The sequence below is a fragment of the Flavobacterium sp. UBA4197 genome (assembly GCF_002379575.1).
In the GTDB taxonomy this organism is placed as follows: Bacteria; Bacteroidota; Bacteroidia; order Flavobacteriales; family Flavobacteriaceae; genus Flavobacterium; species Flavobacterium inviolabile.
The window spans coordinates 29,173-53,574 of sequence record NZ_DFUB01000005.1 but is presented as its reverse complement, the minus strand read 5'-3'; the positions used below and the strand labels follow the sequence as shown (position 1 = coordinate 53,574).

At 42.1% G+C, this 24,402-nt stretch carries 23 protein-coding genes; 4 read left to right on the top strand and 19 right to left on the bottom strand.

The window, feature by feature from the left end:
* Window positions 1-116 precede the first annotated feature (116 nt).
* On the top strand, window positions 117-3,248 hold the full coding sequence (ccsA, locus tag B3394_RS01880) for a cytochrome c biogenesis protein (RefSeq protein WP_177734965.1): 3,132 nt from the start codon (window positions 117-119) through the stop codon (window positions 3,246-3,248).
* Window positions 3,249-3,417: 169 nt separating this feature from the next.
* Entirely contained in the window at window positions 3,418-3,705 is a 288-nt protein-coding gene (locus tag B3394_RS01875; protein ID WP_286912369.1) for a hypothetical protein, read from the top strand.
* 32 nt (window positions 3,706-3,737) lie between these two features.
* Here the strand turns inward: B3394_RS01875 and B3394_RS01870 are convergent, their stop codons facing one another.
* Window positions 3,738-4,970: an MFS transporter gene (locus tag B3394_RS01870; protein WP_177734953.1), complete on the bottom strand. Its 1,233-nt coding sequence runs from the start codon at window positions 4,968-4,970 to the stop codon at window positions 3,738-3,740.
* A 93-nt stretch (window positions 4,971-5,063) separates the two neighbouring features.
* Complete coding sequence (locus B3394_RS01865) at window positions 5,064-6,257, bottom strand: thioredoxin family protein (RefSeq protein ID WP_286912368.1); 1,194 nt, start codon at window positions 6,255-6,257, stop codon at window positions 5,064-5,066.
* Window positions 6,258-6,715: 458 nt separating this feature from the next.
* On the opposite strand from B3394_RS01865, the gene B3394_RS01860 reads away from it, so the two are divergent.
* Window positions 6,716-7,456 carry a hypothetical protein gene (locus tag B3394_RS01860; protein WP_286912366.1) on the top strand — a complete coding sequence of 247 codons (741 nt, stop codon included), beginning with the start codon at window positions 6,716-6,718 and terminating at the stop codon, window positions 7,454-7,456.
* A gap of 72 nt (window positions 7,457-7,528) precedes the next feature.
* On the opposite strand, the gene B3394_RS01855 is transcribed toward B3394_RS01860, so the two are convergent.
* The 8 genes from B3394_RS01855 to clpB form a co-directional block, all read right to left on the bottom strand.
* Window positions 7,529-8,326 (bottom strand): alpha/beta hydrolase, encoded by a 798-nt coding sequence (locus B3394_RS01855; protein WP_286912363.1) that lies wholly within the window; start codon window positions 8,324-8,326, stop codon window positions 7,529-7,531.
* 75 nt (window positions 8,327-8,401) lie between these two features.
* Entirely contained in the window at window positions 8,402-8,977 is a 576-nt protein-coding gene (locus B3394_RS01850) for a Crp/Fnr family transcriptional regulator (protein WP_177734944.1), read from the bottom strand.
* A gap of 23 nt (window positions 8,978-9,000) precedes the next feature.
* On the bottom strand, window positions 9,001-9,501 hold the full coding sequence (locus B3394_RS01845) for a GyrI-like domain-containing protein (RefSeq protein ID WP_286912361.1): 501 nt from the start codon (window positions 9,499-9,501) through the stop codon (window positions 9,001-9,003).
* A complete protein-coding gene (locus B3394_RS01840; RefSeq protein ID WP_286912359.1) occupies window positions 9,485-9,865 on the bottom strand; it encodes a VOC family protein in 381 nt (126 codons plus the stop codon). Before B3394_RS01840 ends, B3394_RS01845 begins: the two co-directional genes overlap by 17 nt.
* Before the next feature lie 45 nt (window positions 9,866-9,910).
* Entirely contained in the window at window positions 9,911-10,342 is a 432-nt protein-coding gene (locus tag B3394_RS01835; protein ID WP_286912356.1) for a hypothetical protein, read from the bottom strand.
* 57 nt (window positions 10,343-10,399) lie between these two features.
* Window positions 10,400-10,537 carry a hypothetical protein gene (locus tag B3394_RS01830; RefSeq protein WP_286912343.1) on the bottom strand — a complete coding sequence of 46 codons (138 nt, stop codon included), beginning with the start codon at window positions 10,535-10,537 and terminating at the stop codon, window positions 10,400-10,402.
* A gap of 23 nt (window positions 10,538-10,560) precedes the next feature.
* Complete coding sequence (locus B3394_RS01825) at window positions 10,561-11,238, bottom strand: hypothetical protein (RefSeq protein ID WP_286912342.1); 678 nt, start codon at window positions 11,236-11,238, stop codon at window positions 10,561-10,563.
* A 171-nt stretch (window positions 11,239-11,409) separates the two neighbouring features.
* Complete coding sequence (clpB, locus tag B3394_RS01820) at window positions 11,410-14,022, bottom strand: ATP-dependent chaperone ClpB (protein ID WP_286912341.1); 2,613 nt, start codon at window positions 14,020-14,022, stop codon at window positions 11,410-11,412.
* A gap of 157 nt (window positions 14,023-14,179) precedes the next feature.
* Between clpB and ytxJ the strand changes: the two genes are divergently transcribed.
* Complete coding sequence (gene ytxJ / locus B3394_RS01815) at window positions 14,180-14,569, top strand: bacillithiol system redox-active protein YtxJ (RefSeq protein ID WP_177734934.1); 390 nt, start codon at window positions 14,180-14,182, stop codon at window positions 14,567-14,569.
* Between the two features lie 51 nt (window positions 14,570-14,620).
* Here the strand turns inward: ytxJ and B3394_RS01810 are convergent, their stop codons facing one another.
* The 9 genes from B3394_RS01810 to B3394_RS01770 form a co-directional block, all read right to left on the bottom strand.
* Entirely contained in the window at window positions 14,621-15,784 is a 1,164-nt protein-coding gene (locus tag B3394_RS01810; protein ID WP_286912338.1) for a hypothetical protein, read from the bottom strand.
* Window positions 15,768-16,763, bottom strand: coding sequence for a DUF2157 domain-containing protein (locus B3394_RS01805; RefSeq protein ID WP_286912333.1), 996 nt, complete (start codon window positions 16,761-16,763; stop codon window positions 15,768-15,770). The genes B3394_RS01810 and B3394_RS01805 overlap by 17 nt, the downstream gene beginning before the upstream one ends.
* Window positions 16,764-16,883: 120 nt before the next feature.
* Window positions 16,884-18,164 (bottom strand): argininosuccinate lyase, encoded by a 1,281-nt coding sequence (argH, locus tag B3394_RS01800; RefSeq protein ID WP_286912331.1) that lies wholly within the window; start codon window positions 18,162-18,164, stop codon window positions 16,884-16,886.
* Window positions 18,165-18,175: 11 nt separating this feature from the next.
* On the bottom strand, window positions 18,176-19,249 hold the full coding sequence (locus B3394_RS01795; protein ID WP_286912329.1) for a M20 family metallo-hydrolase: 1,074 nt from the start codon (window positions 19,247-19,249) through the stop codon (window positions 18,176-18,178).
* Between the two features lie 3 nt (window positions 19,250-19,252).
* Window positions 19,253-20,041 (bottom strand): acetylglutamate kinase, encoded by a 789-nt coding sequence (argB, locus tag B3394_RS01790; RefSeq protein WP_286912325.1) that lies wholly within the window; start codon window positions 20,039-20,041, stop codon window positions 19,253-19,255.
* Entirely contained in the window at window positions 20,028-20,981 is a 954-nt protein-coding gene (locus B3394_RS01785) for an N-acetylornithine carbamoyltransferase (protein WP_286912319.1), read from the bottom strand. Before B3394_RS01785 ends, argB begins: the two co-directional genes overlap by 14 nt.
* Window positions 20,982-20,987: 6 nt before the next feature.
* The gene (locus B3394_RS01780; protein ID WP_286912316.1) at window positions 20,988-22,124 is read right to left on the bottom strand and encodes an aspartate aminotransferase family protein; all 1,137 of its coding nucleotides are present in this window, start codon (window positions 22,122-22,124) and stop codon (window positions 20,988-20,990) included.
* 105 nt (window positions 22,125-22,229) lie between these two features.
* Window positions 22,230-23,195: an N-acetyl-gamma-glutamyl-phosphate reductase gene (gene argC, locus B3394_RS01775; protein ID WP_286912311.1), complete on the bottom strand. Its 966-nt coding sequence runs from the start codon at window positions 23,193-23,195 to the stop codon at window positions 22,230-22,232.
* The gene (locus tag B3394_RS01770) at window positions 23,188-24,402 is read right to left on the bottom strand and encodes an argininosuccinate synthase domain-containing protein (protein WP_286912306.1); all 1,215 of its coding nucleotides are present in this window, start codon (window positions 24,400-24,402) and stop codon (window positions 23,188-23,190) included. Before B3394_RS01770 ends, argC begins: the two co-directional genes overlap by 8 nt.

The window sequence follows — 24,402 nt, the reverse complement described above, 5'->3', positions numbered from 1 at the left end:
TTTAAGAAAGCTTTATGATTTTTAACAGCTACTAAATATTAAGTTAAAAAGCGTTAATCAGATTTTGTTTTTAAGTACTTTTGCGACAATTTATAAAAAAACAAATCCAACTTACCATGGGTAAAAAAATATTCTCTTTTTTGTCTTCCACGCGTTTAATGGCTTTCTTATTTGTTTTTTTTGCAGCGGCAATGGCTGTAGGAACTTTTATTGAAAGCGAATATAATACCACAACGGCCAGAATCCTGATTTATAATACCAAATGGTTTGAGGGAATCATGGCAATCTTTGTGATTAATTTCTTCGGAAATATTAAACGTTACCAGCTGCACAAAAAGGAAAAATGGGCAACATTACTGCTTCACCTGTCTTTTATTTTTATTATTCTGGGTGCTTTTATCACCCGTTATATCAGTTATGAAGGGGTGATGCCAATCCGTGAAGGAGAAACTGCGAACCAGATCTTTTCCGATAAAACCTATTTAACGGTTTTTGTAGACGGTGATTATCAGGGTGAAATGAGAAGACGAACCTTTGAAAAGCATTTGTTGTTGTCGCCGGTTACCAATAATGATTTTTCTATTGATAAAAAATTCAACGAAACACCTTTTGAAATCGAATATAAAGATTTCGTAATGGGTGCTAAAGAAGTGATCAAACCTTCCGAAAACGGAACCTTATTCCTGAAATTAGTTGAATCGGGCGATGGAACCCGTCATGAACACTATCTGAAAGCAGGAGAAGTTCAGAACATCCACAATGTATTATTTGCGTTTAACAAACCTACTGACGGTGCGATCAATATTGCTTTGGAAGGGGATAAGTATACAATTAAGTCACCTTTTGAAGGTGATTTTATGCGAATGGCAGACCAGATGAAAGGGAAAGTGGCTAAAGATGCTACGCAGGACCTGATGTTCCGTTCGTTATACAATATGGGCGGTACGCAGTTTGTATTGCCGGAACCGGCTATGAAAGGAGTTGTCGCTTTTGAATCGAACAACGATTTTAAAGATGATAAAAAAGACGATGCTTTGGTATTAACGGTTCGTGTGGACGGTAAAGAAAAAGAAGTGACCTTACTTGGTGCCAAAGGTAAAATGGGAGTTCCGAACTCTTTTAAACTGGGTAACCTGGAGTTTACAATGATGTATGGTAGTAAAGTGTACCAGACACCTTTCAGTATTAAATTGAATGATTTTATTGCCGATAAATATCCGGGAACAGAAAAAAGCTATTCTGCTTTTGAAAGTAAAGTTACCGTGATAGACGGCGCCGAAAACTTCGATGCCCGTATTTATATGAATAATATTCTGGATCATAAAGGATACCGTTTCTTCCAGGCTTCTTTTGACCCGGATGAAAAAGGTACCGTACTTTCTGTAAACCACGATAGCTGGGGAACGAATATTACTTATTTGGGTTACTTCTTACTATACATTGGTCTTATGGCAATTTTATTTGATAAAAACACCCGTTTTGGCGATTTAAAACGCAAATTGGAAAAAGTAAAAGCGAAAAAAGCCAAAATGCTTTCGCTGATTGCTTTGTTTGTTTCGTTTGCCGGTTTTTCCCAAAACCACATGCACCAGAAACCTACAGACAAGCAGGTGGATTCTTTACTGTCTAAATACAAAGTGAGTGAAGAACAGGCAGAAAAATTCGGCCGATTGGTCATCCAGGATCTTGGAGGGCGAATGAAGCCTATCAATACCTTCTCTTCGGAATTATTGCGAAAAGTGAGCAAACAGGATCATTATAAAGGAATGAATTCCGACCAGACGTTCCTTTCCATGACGCAATTCCCGCAGGTGTGGTACAATGTTCCGATGATCTACCTGAAGAAAGACAATGACAGTATTCACAAACTGATCGGGGTTCCGGTTGGTGAAAAATATACTTCCCTGGTAAATTTCTTTGACGATAGGGGAAACTATAAACTGACAAAAGTATTGGATGAAGCTTATAAAGCGGCTGTACCAAATCAGTTTCAGAAAGACTTTATCGAAACCGATAAAAAAGTGAACTTATTGTATTCGGCGTTAAGCGGACAGATTCTAAAAGTATTCCCTGTTCCGGGTGATGCAAATAATAAATGGGTTTCTTACCTGGAAATAAACGAGCACACCAATTCGGCTCTGGATTCCATTAAAAACGTTATTCCGTATTATCTGAGCAGTATTGATAAAGCTGCCGTTACCGGCGATTATAAGCTGTCCAACAGCCTGTTGAAAGGATTGGAAAACTACCAGATAAAATACGGCTCAAAAGTGCGTCCGAGCGAAAAGAAAATCGATTCGGAGATCCTGTATAACAAATATGATATTTTCAAGAAACTGTTCTCGTGGTATATGTATGCCGGAGTATTGATGTTCCTGTTTGTAATCATCAAAATTTTCAATGCGAATAAAACGGTTAACATCCTGGTTAAAATCAGCCATGCGATCATTGCCATATTGTTTGTGCTGCACACCGTAGGTTTGATTTTCCGTTGGTATATCTCGGGGCACGCGCCGTGGAGTGATGCTTACGAGTCGATGATATACGTAGGATGGGCGACCATGCTGTTCGGACTTGTTTTCGGAAGAAAATCGGAATTAACGGTAGCTTCTACAGCTTTTGTGGCGGCAATGATATTAATGGTGGCACACTGGAACTGGATGGATCCTGCTATTGCTAATTTACAGCCGGTACTGAATTCGTATTGGTTAATGATCCACGTAGCGGTAATTGTAGGTAGCTACGGACCGTTTACGCTGGGAATGATATTAGGTTTGGTAGCGTTATTACTGATGATCTTTACCAACGAGAAGAACAAAGCCAAAATGGATCTGAATATTAAGGAGATTACCTATATCAATGAAATGGCCTTAACAGTTGGTCTGGTTATGCTTACTATCGGTAACTTCTTAGGAGGACAATGGGCAAATGAAAGCTGGGGACGTTACTGGGGATGGGATCCGAAAGAAACCTGGGCTTTGGTGAGTATCATGGTATATGCCTTTGTGATTCACATGCGTTTTGTTCCGGCTTTAAGAGGAAAATGGATTTATAACCTGATTAGTGTATTAGCGTTCTATTCGATCTTAATGACCTATTTCGGGGTGAATTTCTACCTGACCGGATTGCACTCTTATGCGAAAGGGGACAAAGTGGTAACACCTAATTTTGTGTACTATTCCGTTGCTTTTGTAGCTATACTGGGAACAGCGGCTTACTTTAAAAACAAAAAATACCTGCATAAATAGCCCGTATTTTAAAACGATAATTCCAAAAGCTGCCTGAAAAGGCGGCTTTTTTTATATGTGTTAATTAAAAATAGTTTGTTTTTTAATAGTGTTAATTTAATTTATTATTAACATTTTTTGAAGTATAAACGTTTTAATTTTATGCTGCAAATCACAAAACAACAACATTATGAAAAAAGTAGTTTATTTAGGTCTGGCTTTGTTCTTTTCAATGGCGGTATCGGCTCAGGAAACTGAGAAAAAAGCCGAAAAGAAAGTGAATGAAGCGAAAAAGGAAATGAAGCAGGAAATGAAAAAAGCTGATAAGAAAATGGATAAAGCAGCTAAGGATATGAAGTCGGATGCGAAAGATATGAAAGCCGACATGAAATCGGAAGCAAAGGACATGAAGAAAAAAGCCGATAAGAAGGCGGACAAAATGACTTCTGATGTAAAAGAAGAAATGAATAAGAAATAATAAAAGAAAAAGCTACTGATCAGTAGCTTTTTTTATTCGGTATAGTCCAGATCTTTATTGTGTGTTTCGGCTATCGTAAGGGTCGCATAAATAGCCAGTGTGAACACAACCAGGCCAACTATAGCGGCGGCGGCAATTACCCCGTTACCGACCTTCAGATGATCGAATGCCAGCAACATTACCGGAAGCAGGCCGCGAACCATATTGGGTATCGTGGTGGCTGCGGTACTCCTGATGTTCGTTCCGAACTGTTCGGCACCTACTGTGACAAACATCGCCCAGTAGCCGGTTCCCAGTCCAAGCCAGGCACAATAAAAGTAATACATATTCTCCGATTTTGTTCCGCCAAAAAGCATCAGCAGTACGCCGATTATGGTAAACAGCATCATATAAAAAATAGCTTTCTTCCGGGAACGAAGCAATTGCGAAATGATACCGCTGGCAAAATCGCCGGCCGATATTCCTACGTAGGCCCACATAATGGCTTTTCCGGGTACTATTTCCCCAATGCCGAAAGACGGGGCAAACTGATTGCCCATTACGGCCAGTATGCCTACACAAAACCAGGTGGGCAGCCCGATCGCAATACACTTTACATATCGTATAAAGCGTTCTTTATTGGTGAAAAAAGAAAGGAAATTGCCTTTTTGTATGTCGGCTTCGTGTTCAATATCTTTATAAATACCGGATTCCATAACGCCCACGCGAAGGAATAACAGGAACAGGCCTAAGGAACCGCCGATAAAATAGGCATACGTCCAGTCGCCGGCAAGTTCTACCGTTAACTGGGCAACTACGGCACCCAATAAGCCAAATCCGGCAACAATGGACGTTCCGATAGCCCGAAGTTCCTTTGGAAGCGATTCTGATACCAGCGTGATTCCGGCTCCGAGTTCACCGGCTAAACCCAATCCGGCTATAAACCGTAAAATGGCATAGGTGGTCGCTTTATCCTGAAAAGGAAGTATCGGTAGGAAACCGCAGAGAATGTTTGCCAGGGAATATACCAATATGGAACCAAAAAGTACGGACAGTCTACCTTTTTTATCACCCAGCATTCCCCAGACAATTCCGCCTATCAGCAGGCCTACCATCTGAAAATTAAGGATCATCGTCCCGACATTGTCCACATCCAGTCCGAGGGCTTTTAAACTGGGCACCCGGACAATACCGAACAGCAGTAAATCATAAATGTCTACAAAGTAGCCTAAAGCGGCAACAATTACAGGAAAAGAGAGTAAATGTTTAATTTTTTCAGAGTCCATTTATATTTTTCGGTTAATTACTACCAAAAATATAAATTATTGTTATCCGTGATTCTTTTTTAGCCGGATATTTTTTGGCTGTTTTCCAAACTGTTAATTGGATCGGAACACACTCAACCGTGCCATATCAAGTTTATTTTCTTTATAGAAATCCGTTGCTTTGGGAAGCAGCTTTTTAAGCTCCCCGGTATTGTTTGTTTTCTGATTGTAGAGCAGCTCAGAATACAGTATGTCGGCTTTGTCGTCGTTGTCTTTAGTGCTGCTGCGCAATTTGTCTATTTTGGCTTTGATCGCTGCAAAACTATTCTTGTCTTTTACGATATCCAGAAAATTGTTGATGATATAAGTCGCCCCGCCAATTTCTTCACCTTCCGTCATTTTTGTGAAAAGCGCTAAGGCTTCCGGTTCGCGGCCTTCTTTTATCAGTACTGCGGCTTCCTGCTGCCATAAAAAAGCATCCGGATTGGTACTGAGTCCTGTTTTCAGAATAAGCTCTTTAGCGGACTTTATTTTAGCGAGATTCCAGTTCTTTTTGTCGTCGCTGTTAATCGTTTTTAAAAGAATGTCCTGCAATACTTTAATTTCGGTGCCTTCTTTGGCACCTTTTTCAAATCCTTTTAGCTTATCGGTATTGTTTGCCCAGTAGGTGAAAAATCCGTTATCGATCGAAGTGACACAATTTTTCATGATGGTATAGCTTTTTTGGGTCGCCAGCTGGTCTTTTGGAAAAGCATCGTAAAGATTTTCGGCAAGACGTTTGGTCAGGCGCTCGTCTTTATAGAGCTGTGCCAGGTTGGAATAGGCGTAGAGCGTTCGCACGCTTTTATCGCCGGAATTGTATTTTTTGGCAAGACTTCCGGTGCGTTCCTCCGGATTCAGGGCTATTTTTCCCACCCCATTGATCAGGTAATCCGTATCCGGTTTGGCACCCGAACAATGTACCAGATTGTCTTCCGTATCGAAAAACAGAAAATAAGGAACACTTTCCAGCTGCAGTTTGGATTTGGCAATGTATAAACTGTCTTCCTTTTTCATGTTCTCGGTATTCATCCGGTAGTTCACAAAATTACTGTTGTAAAAATCACCCATAGCGGCTTCTTTAAATACCGGATCGAGTGTTTTGCATACGGTGCAATTGGAATTGTAATATTCTATAAACAGGAGTTTGTTTTCTTTTCTGGCTTTACTGAGTGCGCCGTTAAGATCAGGCTCAAAGCTGATGCCCTGCGCGCTGGCAGTTAATAACGTGCATAAAAAAAGAATAGCCGAAGTTATTGTTCTGATCATGTGATAACGGTTTTGAATGTTGAAAGTAGTGCCTACTGAAAAGCAGTATAAATTTACCATTATCCTGAGAAATAAGGGGAATGATACGGATGGATTAACAGTTTTTTAGGATAACCCGGCCGTAGCTCCGTTTTTTTTATCTAACTGCCAATGTGCTTTGTTTACCGGTAAGGACACTGGTTACCGTTTTTTACAGCAGCGGTATAATATTATTTTTATCATAACATCTTGTTAATGTGTATACTAAAAGTATAATTCCTGACGTTTTTACAGGATGGATTTGCCTGATATTGACAGGTGAATTTTTAAAGTTAGTTTCCTGTTACCGGCATAATGAGGAATTCAGCTTTACTACATCTTTTCTTCGTTATGTTACATAATTGAACAGGATGCTTTCAAGGTTATTTTTTGAGATCATTCAAACGGTAATTTTACGGTAATCAAAAAACAACATTACGATGGAAACCAACTTCAATATACTGTCCATTTGGGATGGGGAAACAAAAGCGAGGACCTTTTTTCAGAGGCTTTTCTTCAGGCGGACTAAAGAGGAAAACAAGCCGCTTAGTACGCCAAAGATCATAGGGAAAGCTTGTGAAGGAATCGTTCTGGGCGGAAAAACAATAAAATCGGTGTTGTTTTCTACGGATATGGCACTGATTGAAAATAATGATGCCGATGCGGTATTGGCAGTTTATCCTTTTGCGCCTTCTCCAAAAATTATGAAGGCATTAATTGACTTCTCCGGCAAACCGGTAATCTGTGGTGTAGGAGGAGGACTAACACAGGGGAAGGTAGCAATTGGAATGGCCATAGAGGCGGAAGCATTGGGCGCTGCCGCGATTATTGTTAACCAGCCTTTTAAAAATGAGCATATCGCCGCCATCAGGAAAAAAATCAGCATACCGATTATTTCCAGTGTTTCGGTAGCCGATTTTTCGTTTCAGGACCGCGTGGATGCGGGCGTGGATATTTTTCACATTACCGGCGGAAAAAACACCAGTAAAATCTTAGAGCATATCGCTTATGCCGTTCCGGGTTATCCGGTTATGGCAACCGGCGGAAAAAGTATGGACAGTATTGAAAGTGCCATCGAATCGGGAGCCGACGCCATTGTTTTAACACCACCTTCCAGTGGCGAACTGTTTAAGAACATCATGGATCAATACCGGAAAGGACTCAACTTTTTAAGGAAATAGCCGTAACAAACAACTTCATTGCATTGCCCCTTGCCCTTTGCCTTTTGCTTTTTATCTTTTCCCCTTTCCCCGTTACTTTCCATTAAAAAACCTGTTAAAATACAAAAGCTGTATTTCCGCTGCTTCCGACCAATAGGCGGTGTCGTGTTTGCCCAAACGTTCCATATATTCGTGTGGAATTGCCTGATCCGTAAGCAGCTGGTGGAAAGTCCTGTTTTGGGTAATTAAGGGGTCTTCGGTACCGCAGTCCAGAATTAGCTGCTGGTTGCTGGTCTTAAAATAGGCTATTCGGTTGCTGATGACGTATTGCTCCCAAAGTTTGCTTTTTGGTCCTAATACTTTATCCACCTGGTAATCGTTTCCGAACGTTCGAATATCCAGGGCACCGCACATGCTTCCTAAAATTCCAAAGGTCTGGCTGTACTGACTGCCGATCAACAGCGTGCCGTATCCGCCCATGCTCCAACCCAGTAACCCTCTGTTGCTGCGGTTTTTCAGCGTTGGATAATGCTTGTCGATATAGGTTACCAGTTCCGAACCAATAAATGTTTCGTACTGAGAAGCCTGATTTACCGGACTATTCACATACCAGCTGTTGTAGTTGCCATCGGGCAAAACAAAGATCGTTTGTTCCTTATCGGCACGGTTTACCAGTGTCGGGATGTCTTTTTCAAGAGTTCGCTGCGGATTGCCGGTGTAACCGTGAAGAATGTAAATCGTGTTGGAAAGCTGCGTGGTAACGGATGGCGATATTACAATCACGCTGATTTCCTTTTTCATGGAAGGGCTGTAAACCTTAATGGTTTCGGTTGTACTGGCCTGGATGGTGATTCCTGTCAGGAAAAGAAGAAAGCTGAAAAAATGTTTCATGACTTTATAATTTGAATTAGTATTACTGCAAAGTTCCTGCGATTTCAATTGTAAAGCCTTTACATATGTTGAGGTTTATAAACTTAATTCTTTTCGGATCCGGCTGAGCTGCGTGGGGGTGATTCCCAGGAAAGAAGCGATATGGTGTTGTTTGATCCGGTTTTGAATGGCTTTGTATTCCTCTAAGAAGCGCAGGTAGCGTTCTTTGGCAGTGTCATATTTTAACGAGATTTCGAGGTTCTCTTTGGCAACGACCCAGTTTTTTTCCAGATACCGGAGCTGGAACATTGCCAGATCGTGGTGGGTATCAAATAAGGCTCTGAATTTTGCCGCCGGGAATTGTATATAATCACAATCTTCGAGCGCAACAATAGCGAACTGGCTGGGCGTTTCCTGAATAACTGCCGATGTTGAAGCTACTAAAGAATGTTCGGCAAAGAATTTTTTGATAATGCTGTCCCCGTTACTGGCAATAAAATAATAGGCGAGCAGTCCCTGGTTGATAAAATAATAATGCTTCGGAACTTCTCCGATCCTTAGTAGGTAATCATTTTTTTTGATTTTCTTATGCTGAAATAAAGAAAGTAATGCCGCTTTGGTTGTTTCCGACAGGGGATAGTATTCCGACATTTTTTGCAACAGCTCTTCCATAGTAACAGCAAATTTACGGATAACTATTGTTCCGCTTTAACCGGAATCCAGATTTCTTCTTCCGAATCGGGAGCATTGTTTTTGTATTTCGCTCCTAAAATCTCAAAATGAGGCCGGTTGTCAAGGGCGTATCCGGATGTGGGAAACCAGGTTTCAAAAATATACCGGAACGTTACCGGGCCGGTATTGGCGGCGCCTTTATGAATAAATACGGCATACAAGCCTTCGGTCAGGGTAAAGGCTTCCATGTCGTGCGGTATCGTATCGAAATCGGTTACAGCTACGGCTGCCCATTTTTCAAAAAGGGCATCCGGATTATAATTGAAAGGACCATCATAGACCTGCATCGAAAAAAGATCAGCATTGATGTTGTTCCGGATTTCCTTTCGCCGGGGCATAAAGCTGCTCCATAGCGGGAACGTTTTATTATCGGATAAAGACATCTGCATCCGTTTGCCAATAAGCTTTGTTTCGGGCAGGGATTCGATACGGAGAAAGATATCGGGACTATCGGGCATTTTCATTCACTTCAAATATTCCGAATACATTGTTGTCGGTATCGATAAAATAACCCTGCCAGCATCTGCCCGGTATTGCAAATTTAGGCATGGCCACCTGTCCGCCGTTTTCCAGGATCAAAGCCGCTGTTTTATCAAAGTTTTCAACTATCAGGGAACAGGTATAGGCATTGGTACCGCATCCTGTTGGCGGCACGGCTACCGGACGTTTTAAAAGACCGCCGTGAATGGTACCGCTGGTTTCGATCCGGAAGTATTCATACGGAACGGATTCTTCGCGTATAATGTTCCATTGGAAAACATTGGTATAAAACTGAATGGCTTTTGCCGTATCGGAAGCCTGAATTTCGAAATAACTGATGGTATTCATCGGGTATGCTGTTTAAGTTGTAATGGCGAAGTTAGGAAATAAAAGTTATGCTTTTTTATACTTTTTAAGGATATCCGGACTGATATTGTTCTCTTTTAAAATGGCAAGAACCAGGTCTTTTGGTGCTTCTTTGCCGTTCAGGCTGACCAGTATTTCCAACGTCATGTTGTTGTTCAGGCTGATAAAGAGCAAACCGTAATCCGGGCTGAAATAGGTGATTCCGGTGCGGAATGTTATATGATCGTGGCGGCTTCCGCATAAAGAGTCGTAGCAGTTGTAATCAACGTGTTTGTACACGGTGTACTTTTTATCTTTCAGGGTATAGGTAACTTTTTCAGAATAATAGCGGTCGCTGACTGCTGTGTTCAGCCCCGGTATGACTTCCGTTTTCGGGATGGAATCTTTAGCTTTCAGGCTGTCGGCTTCCTGTTTGGTAAACGGAAACCAGAACTTTCGTTTGTGGCCATGGATGATCATCTCAATGTCATAGTTCGTTTTTCCGGCAAGAATAGTACCGCCGGAGTAATTAAACTCCTACACTTTTTCGCCGTGAAAACCGATATATTTGGCACTGGCAAACCGGTTGACCAATTGAGTACCGGCCGGTTTGTTTTGGGAATAAACCAGCAAAGAGTTTACGAATACGCTTAATATAAGAAGATGTTTTATCATCGGATCAATCAAAATTATGTTGTTCAAATATAAAGATTATCTTCCATAAACTGTTTTAGAATAAGGTCCGAATAATAATTGCCAATACTGCGGATGTGCAGGGAATAGGCGTCATCATAGGCGTTATAGGCAACGCAGATAATATCGAAATCGGTCTGCCAGTAAAGCTGAATGCTATCGGAACACTCTTTTAGAAAGGAATACTGCCGGTGCATGTTGTTTTTAAAGGCTTCAAGATCCGTTATTTGTAAATCTTTTACGGGTGCTGTTACATAATGCCTGTATGCTTTTTTCAGAGCTAAGATCTCAATCATGACTTCAACAGATTCATACAGGCAGAAATGGGTATAGGCTTCGTCATCGTAATAGGCGATAGCCCCATCTTCGGTTAACAGGTAATCGGGAGTTTCTTTTCCGTTATCCATAGCGAAAGCGGCTTTGCCATTAACCGTGGTATAGTATATTTTTTTGTTTTTAGCGATAATGACATCCGACAAAAAACGGAGCCGGACAGTATAATCCGGATTTTCATATTCCGTAAAAGTATAACCGGAATATTGCTGCTGGATATGCAGCAGCCGGCCGGAATTCGTCAGCCGGTATTTGGATAAATACTTTTCTGCAGCCGCAGCTGCCGTAATCCAGGCAGGATCTCTTTTGAGGGTGCTGAGGTAGTTTCGGGCTCGTTCCGTTAATTGCATAATGACATGAAAATAAGCACCAATTTATAAAAACTTTGGATTGCCCCATAAAAAAAACACCGATTCAGATCCTGAACCGGTGTTTCCAACCAAAAAACCAACCCTGTACGGGTAATTATGAAAACTACTTTATATTGTTAATCTGAACTGATTTCAGATTTTTTGTAACGGTTATTCCGTATCCGCTTTTAATTCGGTCTGATTGCGGAATACTAATTTTCCATCGAAACTGTCCAGTAAAATAATACTGTCGGTAGCGACTTTTCCGGCAAGGATTTCTTTGGATAATTCGTTTAAGACCTCTTTCTGGATCACACGTTTTACCGGACGTGCCCCAAAGTGAGGATCATAACCTTTTACCGCCAGATAATCAATGGCTTCCGGTGTTGCATCCATCGTGATGTGCTGCTGTGCCAGCATTTTAATGACACTTTTTAATTGCAGACCAACAATTTCACGGATATCGGCATTGCTTAAAGGCGTGAACATTACAATCTCGTCGATACGGTTAATGAACTCCGGACGAACGGTTTGTTTCAGCAAGCCTAAAACTTCCACTTTTGCAGCTTCCGTAGCGGCTTCCACACTGCCTTTCAGGTTTTCGAATTTTTCCTGTATGATATGGCTTCCCATATTGGAAGTCATGATGATGATCGTGTTTTTAAAATCGGCCAAACGTCCTTTGTTGTCTGTTAGGCGTCCTTCATCCAATACCTGTAACAGGATGTTGAAAGTATCCGGATGGGCTTTTTCAATTTCATCCAGCAGAACCACCGAATACGGTTTTCTACGAACAGCTTCCGTTAATTGACCGCCTTCATCATAGCCCACATATCCCGGAGGCGCACCAACCAAACGGCTCACGCTGTGGCGTTCCTGGTATTCACTCATATCGATACGCGTCATGGCATTTTCATCGTCAAACAGGTATTCTGCCAGTGCTTTTGCCAATTCGGTTTTACCCACACCGGTTGTTCCCAGGAATAGGAAAGAACCAATCGGTTTTCTCGGATCCTGTAATCCGGCACGGCTTCGGCGAACGGCATCACTGATCGCAATGATTGCTTCTTCCTGTCCGACAACCCTGTTGTGCAGTTCGTTTTCCAGTTTCAGCAATTTCTCACGCTCGCTTTGCAGCATTTTGGTTACCGGAACTCCGGTCCATTTGGCAACTACTTCGGCAATATCATCGTGGGTAACCTCTTCTTTAATCAGCGAATGACCGGATTGATTTTCCTGTAATTGTTTTTGTAAAACATCCAGACGTTCCTGTGCTTCTTTGCTTTTTCCGTAACGGATCTCGGCTACTTTACCGTAATCACCCTCACGTTCTGCACGTTCCGCCTGCATTTTAAGGTCTTCAATTTCCTGTTTTGTCGCCTGGATATTATCCACAACATCTTTTTCCGATTTCCATTTGGCGAAAATCTCGTTGCGTTCTTCTTTCAGATTGGCTAAATCCAATCCTAATATTTTTAATTTGTTTTCGTCATTTTCACGTTTGATCGCTTCAATTTCGATTTCCAGCTGCATGATCTTTCTGTCCAGTACATCTAGTTCTTCCGGTTTGGAGTTGATTTCCATACGCAGTTTGGATGCTGCTTCGTCCATTAAGTCAATCGCTTTATCCGGAAGGAAACGGTTGGTGATATAACGTTGTGACAGTTCTACTGCCGCAATGATCGCATCATCTTTGATACGCACTTTGTGGTGGGTTTCATATTTTTCCTTGATACCACGCAAAATAGAGATCGCACTTTCCGTATCCGGTTCGTCTACCATTACTTTCTGGAAACGACGCTCTAACGCTTTGTCTTTTTCAAAATATTTCTGGTATTCATCCAGGGTTGTCGCACCAATAGCTCTTAATTCACCACGTGCCAACGCCGGTTTTAAGATATTGGCAGCGTCCATTGCGCCTTCACCGCCTCCGGCACCAACCAGTGTGTGGATTTCGTCAATGAACAGTACAATATCCCCTTCTGCTGAGGTTACTTCTTTCACAACGGATTTTAAACGTTCTTCAAATTCACCTTTGTATTTTGCTCCGGCAATTAAAGCACCCATGTCTAACGAATAGACTACTTTGTCTTTTAAGTTTTCCGGAACGTCGCCCTGTACGATACGGTGTGCCAATCCTTCGGCTATAGCCGTTTTACCTACTCCGGGTTCTCCCACCAGCATCGGATTGTTTTTGGTACGTCTGGAAAGAATCTGTAATACCCGGCGGATCTCTTCATCACGCCCGATTACCGGATCCAGTTTCCCGTCGTTTGCCAGCTGGTTTAAATTTTTGGCATATTTGTTTAAGGCATTATAGGTTTCTTCGGCCGAGGCTGAAGTTACCCGTTCGCCTTTACGGATTTCATTGATAGCACTTTCCAGACCTTTTTCGGTTACTCCCTGGTCTTTCAGGATTTGCGCTATTTTACTTTTTGATTTAAAAATTGCCAACAGTAAATGTTCGATGGAAACATATTCATCGTTCATTTTTTTAGCAATGCTGGTTGCTTCATTCAATGTTGTTCCGGCTTCACGGGAAAACATTAATTCGCTTCCGCTAACTTTAGGAAAGCTTTGTAACGTACTGTCCAGAATTTGTTTGAACAGGTTTACATTCACATTCAGTTTTTTCAAAATGAATGGCGCTACATTTTCATCAACCTCAAGAATACCTTTGAAGATATGTTCGTTCTCGATTTGCTGATGGCCTGAACCCTGCGCAATTTGCTGCGCTTGTTGCAGGGCTTCCTGCGATTTGATGGTTAAATTATTAAAGTTCATATTTTTAAATGTTGTTTGTCGTTTGTGATCGTTATTTTCTAACTTTGGTTGGTATATTTCAATTTGTATTCCAATACAACAAAACAAGACAATTTGGCGTTTTTGTGCTCCTATTTGGAGAATTTGAATGTCAAAATGGCGTAAAATCGGACAAAACATGAGTTTTTTAGACAAACTATTCGGGGAGAACAAGAAGGAAGAAGCCCTTCCAAAAGTACATTGGCTGTATTTAGAGGAAACGCCTCTGGATGAAATTGAAAAGATTTCTTTTGAAAAGCCAGTAGCTATTTTTAAACACAGCACCCGTTGCAGCATCAGCAGAATGGCATTAAAGCAGTTTGAAAACGAATATGACGTGCCGGCAACAGCGATGGAGCTTTATTTCCTGGATCTGTTAGCGCATCGTTCGCTTTCGAATGAGGTAGCACAACGTTTCGGAGTGGAACACCAGTCGCCGCAATTGGTACTGATTAAAAATGGAAAAGCAATATATGATGCTTCCCACAGCGATATTGATGCTGAGGTATTGAAACAAAAAATAGCATAAGGAGCTAAATAAGAAATCCCGGATTTTTGATTTGCGGATTTCTTATCCTTTTTAAAAACTTCCGCCCGATCCGCCACCGCTAAAACCGCCATCTCCGAATTCCATCGGCGATTCTTCCGCTTTTATTGCTGGTTTTAAATCAAAAGTAGAAGCGATAATCAGCGTTTCCACATTTAACAAGGCATTGGAATTATCAAAGCGGTCCGGTTTGAAAGTAAAGCCTGTAGCATTGTTTTTTATCTTTTTGATAGAAAAATACGTAAATGCAAAAAGGAATAAGCCTCCAAGAGTCAGTGCAAACTCCGTTGGCAAAACATGATGGTAATTCCGGAAGCTGAAAATCGAAAAACAAAATGCCAGGAAACCGATCCAAAGCAGCATCCTGTTTTTGTTTTGTAATGCAAAAACGATATAAAGAACAGGAATGATAAAGGTAAAGCACCAGAAGAACCATGACAATGGAATTTCCGGACTATAATCGTAGTAGGTGTTGGCCATTGCTGCTGAAAGTTCCCTTACAACAAAATAATTCCCTGATAAATAAAATAAGACCAGACTGAAATTTCTGATCAGCAGGATTCCGTTGTAATAAAAAGGTTCCGTCAGTTTTTTTAGAAGCTGTACACCGGCAACATACATTCCAACTGCAAAAAGCATCATCGCAAAAGGCAGTATCGCTTTTCCATATGCCAAAAGATCAAAGACAGCATAAGCCAGTGTAGCGGTTAAAGCCAGGAAAAAAACAACCATGGAGGGTAAATGTACATAACGCAGATACATCATTAAAGCGGCTATCGTGACCGTGCCTGTAATAACCAGGATGTTGCCTTCTGTAGAAAAAGTAACGGCTATGCCCAGAGCAAACTGCGTTCCCAATATAAAAGCATCGTCCAGTCCGAAACCATAATATTTTTGTCGTGCCAATAATTCAGATCCTACCAGGCCAATTGCCGCAAAAAGATATACCAATCCAATAGCGAGATCTACATTGACCAATCCGAATAGCGCTAATACACCACTAACAGACGAATACAGGAAAACACCCAATATGAAAAATCCTGAACGGATTAAGATGTTGTGCTGGCTTTTCAGTGCGGGTAATGCTTTTACCGCATTTTGGAACTGTTCTTTAGTAATGAAACGGGCTTTCTCTAAAGCCTTCGCTTCGGTAACCAAAAAAGTGTTTTTCAATAAATTCTTATCGTATGCGATCATTTGCTTTATGTTTATTGAAATTTTTAATTAACCGGATAAATAAAATAATAGAAACAATTATATAAAAGGGGGAGGCCAGTAGTATTATTTCATAAAAGTTATCGGCTCTGACAAAAATCAGAAACTTAAACAGCAGGAGGTTTAGGCCTATATAGGCGTATATAATTGTAAAAGCAAATAACGAAACCGAAGGAATCTGATAGCTTGTTTTGTAAAAATAATAGGAGGAAACGCTTAAAAGTATCGCTGCCATCAGCCAGTTATCAAATAAATTATTGATCGTTGCAATACTGATTAAATGCAAAGCATACGTGAGGAAGATAAAATTGAAATGTACTTTTAAGTGAATCTTTGCGCTGTAAACAGTCCAGGCAATTAATAAAACGCCGAGTAAAATTGCCGAATAGCTTAATGTTGCTGTTGAATAAAGATTGTTGCTTAGCAATGCCTGAGGACTAACCGAAAGACCAATATAGGCCGCTAAACCGGTTACCGCAATGGTTAACACGCCTTTATGGTCAAAATAATAGGCGCAAAAGAAACTGATAATTGTAGGGATTAATGTTGCTAAACCGTAATGGGTTCCGAAAAGGGTGTATTGAAATTGTATGTATCCTACAAAAATGCAGCTTAAAAGGGTTGCCGCAAGCACTAAATACTGCCATAAAGGATTCTCAAAACCGGACTCTTCTTTTTGAAATCCTTTCGAATTTTTAAAGCAAAAGTAGAAACAGCATATTGTGATGAGCAGCAGCAGCGACAAGATAACAACGTGTCCGATACTGTCAATATTCTGATAAATTAAAATTCCGATTCCTGAAGTGAATAATAAAACCGACAGGTACAGCATTAGTTTTAATTCGGAATAAAGTGAAAAAATAGCCAACTGGCGATATTCCTTTATTTGGTCGGATTGTTTTGCTGTAATTAAATTTTTCTTAAAAAGAGTTTGGGTAGCCTCATCTTCAAATTGTGCCATACTATTACTTTAAGATAACTTATACTCAAATATATACATTTAGTATGGATTTTTTGGTTTTCGGACAAAAGGATTTCATTTAAAAAAAATACGTTATGCTGCCATAACGTATTTTCTAAATTAATAAGCGCTCTCCATTTTTGCCTGAATCTCTTCCAGGCAAAGATTGTTGATACTGCCTTCATGGGTATGTTTTGTTTTTTCTGGAGCTTTGAAAGTTCCGTTTTCCAATTGCCCGGCTATTATTTTATAGGCATCCCGAAACGGGATTCCCTGAACGACCAATTCGTTTAAGGCATCTACCGTAAAGAGGTAGTTGTATTTCGGATCGTTTAGGATTGTCTCTTTTACTTCAATATCCTGCAAGGCATAACGGGTCATTTCCAGACAGGATTTTAAATTTTGAATAGCCGGAAACAAACCCTCTTTCAGCAGCTGGAATTCCCTGTGGTAACCACTGGGCAGATTGTTCGTTATTAAGGTCAGTTCATACGGCAGACTCTGGATTTTATTCGCTTTTCCCCTGATCAACTCAAAAATATCCGGATTTTTTTTATGCGGCATAATACTGGAACCGGTGGTGAGCTGTTGTGGCAGCGTCATAAAATCAAAATTCTGACTCACATACAGGCAGACGTCCATTGCCAGTTTCGACAAGGTTCCGGCAATGCTGCTCATCGCAAAGGCCAGCGTTTTTTCCGATTTTCCACGGCTCATCTGCGCGGCAACGACATTGTATTTTAATGTTGCAAATTGCAGGGTTTCGGTTGTATGCATTCGGTCGATAGGAAAGGAGCTTCCATAACCAGCCGCAGAACCTAACGGATTCTGGTCGACAACCTGTAAGGCGGCATTCAGCATCGTGATATCGTCAATCAGACTTTCGGCATAGGCAGAAAACCACAAGCCAAAAGAGGAGGGCATGGCAATTTGCAGATGTGTATAACCAGGTAATAAAATCTGCTGATTTTTATCGGCTAATGCCATCAGCAAATCAAAAAGTGCTTTGACCAATGCTTTTATAGCGGTGATTTCGTCTTTAAGGTACAAATGCATGGCTACCAAAACCTGGTCGTTTCGGGAACGCGCCGTATGGATCTTTTTTCCGGTGTCGCCCAGTTGTGCAATCAGCATGGACTCTATTTTGGAATGTACATCTTCAAAATCGGCTTCAATGGTAAACTGTTCTTTTTCAATGGTCAGCAGTATCGCTTCCAGTGCCTGGATAATGTCCGCTGCTTCCGTTTCGGTCAGTAATCCTGTTTTTGAAAGCATTTTGGCATGACCGATGGATCCCAAAACATCATATCGGGCTAAAATAATATCCAGTTCCCTGTCATTGCCTACGGTAAACTGTTCAATTTTCTGATCCGTAGGGATGCCTTTTTCCCATAATTTCATGTTTCGTGTTTTTATGTGGTTAGTAAATAGCCTTCGAGTATGTTGATGTATAATTGAATTCCTTCTTCAATTTCCCGGCGATAGATAAACTCGTTAGCCGTATGGGAACGCAGGGAATTTCCCGGTCCTAATTTTAAGGACTGACAGCTCAGTACCGACTGGTCGGAGAGCGTTGGAGAACCATAGGTGCTGCGTCCTGAAGCGATTCCGGATTGCACTAACGGATGCTGTGGTGCAATCGAAGAGGCATTTAAATTCATCGAGCGCGGTTTTATAACGGCCGATACCTGCTGAACCACCGTGTCCAGTATTTCCTGGTTGCTGTAGCGGTCGTTTACACGGATATCCACGACCAGCCGGCATTCGGCAGGAACAACATTATGCTGCTTTCCGGCATTGATCTGGGTTATTGTCATTTTAACCGGTCCCAATATGTCGGAAACCTTTTCAAAGCGGTAATTTTTAAACCAGTCGATAACGGCAAGCGTTTTGTAAATAGGGTTATCATCGTTGTGATGTGCGGCATGACTGGCCGTTCCGTTTACCGTAACATCCAGTACCAAAAGTCCTTTTTCGGCTATGGCCAATTGCATTTCGGTGGGTTCGCCCACTATTGCACAATCCAGCGGAGGCAAATGTTGCAGGACGCTGTTCAAACCGTTCGGTCCGCTGCTTTCTTCTTCGGCGGAAGCCACGATCACAATATTGTGCGACAGGTTTTCGTGTGTATAGTAATAAGCAAAGGCAGCCAATAGCGAAACCAGGCAGCCACCGGCATCATTACTGCCGAGGCCGAAAATTTTGCCGTCTTCCTCAATAGGGATAAACGGATCAAGGGTATACCCTTGGTTGGGTTTTACGGTATCGTGATGGGAGTTGAGCAGTAATGTCGGTTTGGAAGCGTCGAAATGCTGGTTGTAGGCCCATATATTATTGTTTTCCTGTTTAAAAGGAATATTATTTTCCTGAAACCAGTTTCGGAGTAATAGTGCCGTTTGCTGTTCTTCTCCTGAAAAAGAAGGAGTGGCAATGAGCTTTTTTAATAACTGGATGGTTTCGTTTGTTAGCGTTGGTATTGTTTTCATAAGTTAAAGGCTAATTGTGGTACATCGTGTATTTGGATCTTCAAGAACAGCCGGGTTTCCGATAATGACCCGGTCGACTCCTTTGGACAATGCCAAGAAGCAGTTGTCGAGTTTCGGGATCATACCGGAATGTATCGCACCGATTTCCAGCAGATCCCTGTATTTGGATCGGGTGATGGCCGGTATAACGGAATCGTCATCATTCGAGTTGATTAAAACACCTTGTTTTTCAAAGCAATAAATGAGCTTTACCGTATAGATTTCCGATAGGGCGCTGCCCAGTTCCGATGCAATGGTATCGGCATTGGTGTTTAAAAGCTGTCCGTTTCCGTCATGGGTAATGGCGCAGAAAACCGGTACTATATTTTGGTCCAGTATTTTTGGGAGTGGTTCTTTATTAACGGCAATGATGTCCCCCACGAAACCAAAATCGATGTCCGGATTTTTTCTTTTTTCGGATACGATCGTGTTCCCATCGGCTCCGGAAAAACCAATGGCTATTGACTGCCTCGCGTTCAGCTGTGCAACAATTCTTTTATTAATCAGTCCGGCATAGGTCATCACAACGACATCCAGCATGTACTGGTCGGTAATTCTCCTGCCGTCAATCATTTGCGGTTCCAGACCTAAGGACATGGCGATTTTACTGGCTTCTTTTCCGCCGCCGTGAACGAGTATTTTAGGCCCGTCTGTTTTGGAAAAAGCGGTCAATACTTTCGATAAAGCAACCGGATCATCAATAACATTGCCGCCGATTTTAACGATGGTTATATTGGGTTTACTGGCTTTCATGTGCTAATATTTTGGTTAGAACGGCCTGTGCCGCATAGGTTCTGTTGTTTGCCTGCGAAATGACGATGGAATCGGCACCGTCTAAAACGGCATCACTAACAACCTGGTTTCGTCTCACCGGAAGGCAATGCATGAATTTTGCCTGTTTGGTCAGTGCCATTTTTTCCGGGGTTACCATCCAGGCAGCATCCTGCGACAGTATCTGCCCGTAATCGTTATAATTGCTCCAGTTTTTGGCATAAATAAAATCGGCATCTTTAAATGCTTCCTCCTGGTTGTGGGTAACGGTACTGTTTTTGGTCACTTCCGGATTGAGCTCATAACCTTCCGGATGTGTAATAACAAAATCAACATTAGCGAGCTGCATCATTTTTATAAAGGAATTGGGAACCGCATGTGGCAAAGCTTTCGGGTGCGGTGCCCATGTTAAGACCACCTTCGGCTTTTGGGTCGTCTTGTATTCCTGTATGGTCAGTATATCGGCAACCGCCTGTAGCGGATGTTCCGTGGCGCCTTCGAGGCTGATTACCGGCACGGAGGCATACTGAACAAAGGCGTTGATGACGTGTTCTTCTTCATCTTTTTCCTTATCGGTTAACGAAGGAAAACTGCGAATGGCGATAATGTCGCAATATTGGGAGATTACCTGTGCCGCTTCTTTTGCATGTTCGGCTTTGTCGCCGTCCATAACCGCACCATCTTCAAATTCCAGGCTCCAGCCTTCGTTGTTGAGGTTCATGGTAATGCAGTTCATGCCCAGATTAGCAGCTGCTTTTTGAGTGCTCAGTCGGGTTCTTAAGCTGGGATTGAAAAATAACAGTCCCAGGGTTTTGTTTTCGCCTGCTGTTTTGTTGGCATAAGGATTGGATTTGATCTGTTTGGCTAATAGAAGCAACTCGTCCAGATCGTCAATATGGTTTACGGATGTGAAATATTTCATGTTGTTTTAGGTTAAGGTTGCGAGCGCATTTTTGAGCCCTTTTACAAAATAATCAGTGTCGTCTTTGGTGATGGATAATGGCGGCAGTATGCGCAGCAGGTTTTTCTGTGCGGCATTGCCAGTAAAGATGTATTCTTCATAAATGAGCTTTTTACGCAGTTCGCTAACGTCAAAATTAAATTCCAGTCCGAGCATTAGTCCTCTGCCTTTCACTTTTTTGATTTCGGGAAATTGTTGCATCTGATCGCAGAAATAATCATGCTGAAGACGGACATTGTCAATCAAAGCTTCTTTTTCGATGGTTTCCAATACCGAAAGAGCCGCAGCACAAGCCAGGTGGTTGCCGCCAAATGTGGTTCCCAGCAAACCATAGGAGGCTTTGAATCTGGGACTGATTAAAATACCGCCAACAGGAAAACCGTTGCCCATTCCTTTTGCCATCGAAATGATGTCCGGCTGAATTCCGTGGTGCTGATGGGCAAAGAATTTACCGGAACGGCCGTAACCGCTTTGGATTTCATCCAGGATCAGGATAACGTTATGGGCTTTACAGAGCTGTTGCAATGCCTGAAAGAAAGCGGTTGTACCTTCGTCCAGTCCGCCAACACCCTGAATGCCTTCGATAATTACGGCACAGACGTCGCCTTTGGCAATTTCATCGGCTACCGAACCGATGTCGTTTAACGGTAGGAATACGACTTCGTGTTTATTGTTAACCGGCGCTGTGATAGCGGGATTGTCGGTTACGGCAACCGCGGCAGAAGTACGTCCGTGAAACGCTTTTTGAAATGCAATGATCCTGGATTTTCCATTGTGGAAAGAAGCGAGTTTTAAAGCATTTTCGTTGGCTTCCGCGCCGGAGTTGCACAGGAATAAGGAATAGTCGGGATAACCGGAAAGCTGTGCTGTTTTTTGTGCCAGTTGTTCCTGGATAGGGTTTACTATCGAATTGGAGTAAAATCCTATTTTCTGTACCTGTCCGGTAATCGCACTAACATAGGCTGTATGGGAATGACCAATGGAAATAACGCCGTGGCCTCCGTAGAAGTCAAGGTATTCCTGGTTGTTGGCATCCCATACTTTAGCGCCCATGGCTCTGGTTGGGGTTATGTTGTATATGGGGTAAACGTTGAATAGATTCATTTTTTTAGTTTTTAAATAGTGAAAAGTAAAGGGCAATTAGCAAAGGGCAATTAGCAAAAAGCAAAGGGCAAAATGTAAATGGCAAAGGGCAAAAGCAAATTGGGATTAGAAATTACCGGATTTTAATTGCAAGCCTGTTTTCTCATCTAAGCCGAACATCAGGTTCATGTTTTGAATGGCCTGACCGGATGCGCCTTTGATGAGGTTATCAATAATGGAAGTTACCAACAGGTAATCTCCTTTTTTGGTAAGGCTGATCAGGCATTTATTGGTCTGTACCACTTGTTTCAAATGGATGTTTCCGGTGGTGACCACAACAAACGGTTCCTTTTCGTAAAAGGCCTGAAACTGTTTTACATGTGTGTCCAGTGATTTGTCAGTTTTGGTATACAGCGTTGCAAAAATGCCTCTGGTAAAATCGCCGCGGTTGGGTATAAACAACAGTTCCTGACAGAAATCGGTCTGTGTGATGGCCAGACTTTGCTGTATTTCATCCAGATGCTGGTGTTCAAAGGCTTTGTAATGGGACATATTGTTGTTTCGCCAGCTGTGATGCGTTGTTTCCGAAGGCTGTACGCCGGCACCGGTACTTCCGGTAGTGGCATTAATATGAATACTGTTTTGCAGTTCCTGGTGCTGTGCCAACGGTAGTAAAGCGAGCTGAATAGCCGTAGCGAAACAGCCCGGATTGGCAATAAACTGTGCTTTCTGTATGGCTTTTTTGTTCCATTCCGGCAGTCCGTAAACGAAGGCTTCCGCATCTTTCTGCAAACGGAAGTCATTTCCGAGATCGATGATACGGGTGTGACCGGCAAAAGAATGTGCCGCTAAAAAGGCTTTCGATTTGCCGTGTCCCAGGCAAAGGAACAAGACATTGATTTCCGGGTTTACTGTATCGGTAAATAGTAAGTCCGTTTCACCAAGGAGGTCCTGATGCACATCTGTTACCGGTTTACCGGCATTGGTGGTGCTGTAAACAAAGTCGACTACAGCCTTAGGATGGTTATTCAGTAAACGCAACAGTTCTCCGGAAGTGTAGCCGGAACCTCCGATAATACCAGCATTAATCATAATCCAGATAATTTACATGTGAATAAATAGTTTGTGCATTGCCCAGAATTTTAATGAATCCTTTGGCTTCTTCGGGCGTCCAGGCGTTGTTCATTTCGCCATATTGCCCGAACCGGGAATTCATCAGGTCGTGAGCCGATTCTACTCCGTCCAAAGAGAAATGGTAGGGCTTTAGCGTTACGGTCACTTTTCCGCTGACTGTTTTTTGAGAGTCTGTCAGGAAGGTTTCGATATTGCGCATAACCGGATCCAGGAATTGCCCTTCATGAAACAACATGCCGTACCAGTTGCCCAATTGTTCTTTCCAGTACTGCTGCCATTTTGTGAGTACGTGTTTTTCCAGCAGGTGATGAGCTTTGATAATGAGTAAGGGTGCCGCGGCTTCGAATCCGACTCTGCCTTTAATACCGATGATGGTATCGCCCACGTGTATGTCTCTGCCAATAGCAAATGCGCTTGCCAGAGCTTCCAGTTTGAGGATATTGTTCGCCGGAATGTCTTTTTGATGATTGATGCCGACCAATTCTCCTTTTTCGAATTCAAGGATCACTTTTTCAGGTACGGTTTTTTGTAATGGCGACGGATAAGCTTCTTCCGGTAACGGCAGGTGTGAGGTTAGGGTTTCTTTTCCGCCCACACTGGTTCCCCAGATTCCTTTGTTGATAGAGTATTGCGCTTTTTCCCAGGAATAGTTGATGCCGTTTTGCTGTAAAAATTCCACTTCCTGCTGGCGGGACAATTGCAGGTCTCTGATGGGGGTGATAATTTCAATTTCGGGTGCAATGGTTTGAAAAATAAGGTCAAAACGAATCTGGTCGTTTCCGGCTCCGGTACTGCCGTGCGCAATTGCTGCCGCTCCGTTTGCTTTGGCATATTTTATGACTTCCAATGCCTGGAAAACACGTTCGGCACTGACCGAAAGGGGATAGGTGTTGTTTTTGAGTACGTTGCCGAAAATCAGGTATCTGATGGCTTTGTTATAGTATTTTTCAACAATGTCCAGGTTGGTATGCTGTGTGCTGCCCAATGCATAGGCTCTGGCCGTAATGGTTTCCAGTTCGGCTGCGGTAAAGCCTCCGGTATTTATTAGGACTGTATGTACTTCGAAACCGTTTTGGATTAAATACGTCAGGCAGAAAGAGGTGTCTAAACCACCGCTATAGGCCAATACTACTATTTTGGAATGATTGTTCTGAGTTTTGTTCAT

Bases quoted from the DNA above. Each gene is read 5' to 3' on its own strand.
- ccsA (WP_177734965.1), top strand. From the start codon at position 117: ATGGGTAAAAAAATATTCTCTTTTTTGTCTTCCACGCGTTTAATGGCT.
- B3394_RS01875 (WP_286912369.1), top strand. From the start codon at position 3,418: ATGAAAAAAGTAGTTTATTTAGGTCTGGCTTTGTTCTTTTCAATGGCG.
- B3394_RS01870 (WP_177734953.1), bottom strand. From the start codon at position 4,970: ATGGACTCTGAAAAAATTAAACATTTACTCTCTTTTCCTGTAATTGTT.
- B3394_RS01865 (WP_286912368.1), bottom strand. From the start codon at position 6,257: ATGATCAGAACAATAACTTCGGCTATTCTTTTTTTATGCACGTTATTA.
- B3394_RS01860 (WP_286912366.1), top strand. From the start codon at position 6,716: ATGGAAACCAACTTCAATATACTGTCCATTTGGGATGGGGAAACAAAA.
- B3394_RS01855 (WP_286912363.1), bottom strand. From the start codon at position 8,326: ATGAAACATTTTTTCAGCTTTCTTCTTTTCCTGACAGGAATCACCATC.
- B3394_RS01850 (WP_177734944.1), bottom strand. From the start codon at position 8,977: ATGGAAGAGCTGTTGCAAAAAATGTCGGAATACTATCCCCTGTCGGAA.
- B3394_RS01845 (WP_286912361.1), bottom strand. From the start codon at position 9,501: ATGAAAATGCCCGATAGTCCCGATATCTTTCTCCGTATCGAATCCCTG.
- B3394_RS01840 (WP_286912359.1), bottom strand. From the start codon at position 9,865: ATGAATACCATCAGTTATTTCGAAATTCAGGCTTCCGATACGGCAAAA.
- B3394_RS01835 (WP_286912356.1), bottom strand. From the start codon at position 10,342: ATGATCATCCATGGCCACAAACGAAAGTTCTGGTTTCCGTTTACCAAA.
- B3394_RS01830 (WP_286912343.1), bottom strand. From the start codon at position 10,537: ATGATAAAACATCTTCTTATATTAAGCGTATTCGTAAACTCTTTGCTG.
- B3394_RS01825 (WP_286912342.1), bottom strand. From the start codon at position 11,238: ATGCAATTAACGGAACGAGCCCGAAACTACCTCAGCACCCTCAAAAGA.
- clpB (WP_286912341.1), bottom strand. From the start codon at position 14,022: ATGAACTTTAATAATTTAACCATCAAATCGCAGGAAGCCCTGCAACAA.
- ytxJ (WP_177734934.1), top strand. From the start codon at position 14,180: ATGAGTTTTTTAGACAAACTATTCGGGGAGAACAAGAAGGAAGAAGCC.
- B3394_RS01810 (WP_286912338.1), bottom strand. From the start codon at position 15,784: ATGATCGCATACGATAAGAATTTATTGAAAAACACTTTTTTGGTTACC.
- B3394_RS01805 (WP_286912333.1), bottom strand. From the start codon at position 16,763: ATGGCACAATTTGAAGATGAGGCTACCCAAACTCTTTTTAAGAAAAAT.
- argH (WP_286912331.1), bottom strand. From the start codon at position 18,164: ATGAAATTATGGGAAAAAGGCATCCCTACGGATCAGAAAATTGAACAG.
- B3394_RS01795 (WP_286912329.1), bottom strand. From the start codon at position 19,249: ATGAAAACAATACCAACGCTAACAAACGAAACCATCCAGTTATTAAAA.
- argB (WP_286912325.1), bottom strand. From the start codon at position 20,041: ATGAAAGCCAGTAAACCCAATATAACCATCGTTAAAATCGGCGGCAAT.
- B3394_RS01785 (WP_286912319.1), bottom strand. From the start codon at position 20,981: ATGAAATATTTCACATCCGTAAACCATATTGACGATCTGGACGAGTTG.
- B3394_RS01780 (WP_286912316.1), bottom strand. From the start codon at position 22,124: ATGAATCTATTCAACGTTTACCCCATATACAACATAACCCCAACCAGA.
- argC (WP_286912311.1), bottom strand. From the start codon at position 23,195: ATGATTAATGCTGGTATTATCGGAGGTTCCGGCTACACTTCCGGAGAA.
- B3394_RS01770 (WP_286912306.1), bottom strand. From the start codon at position 24,402: ATGAACAAAACTCAGAACAATCATTCCAAAATAGTAGTATTGGCCTAT.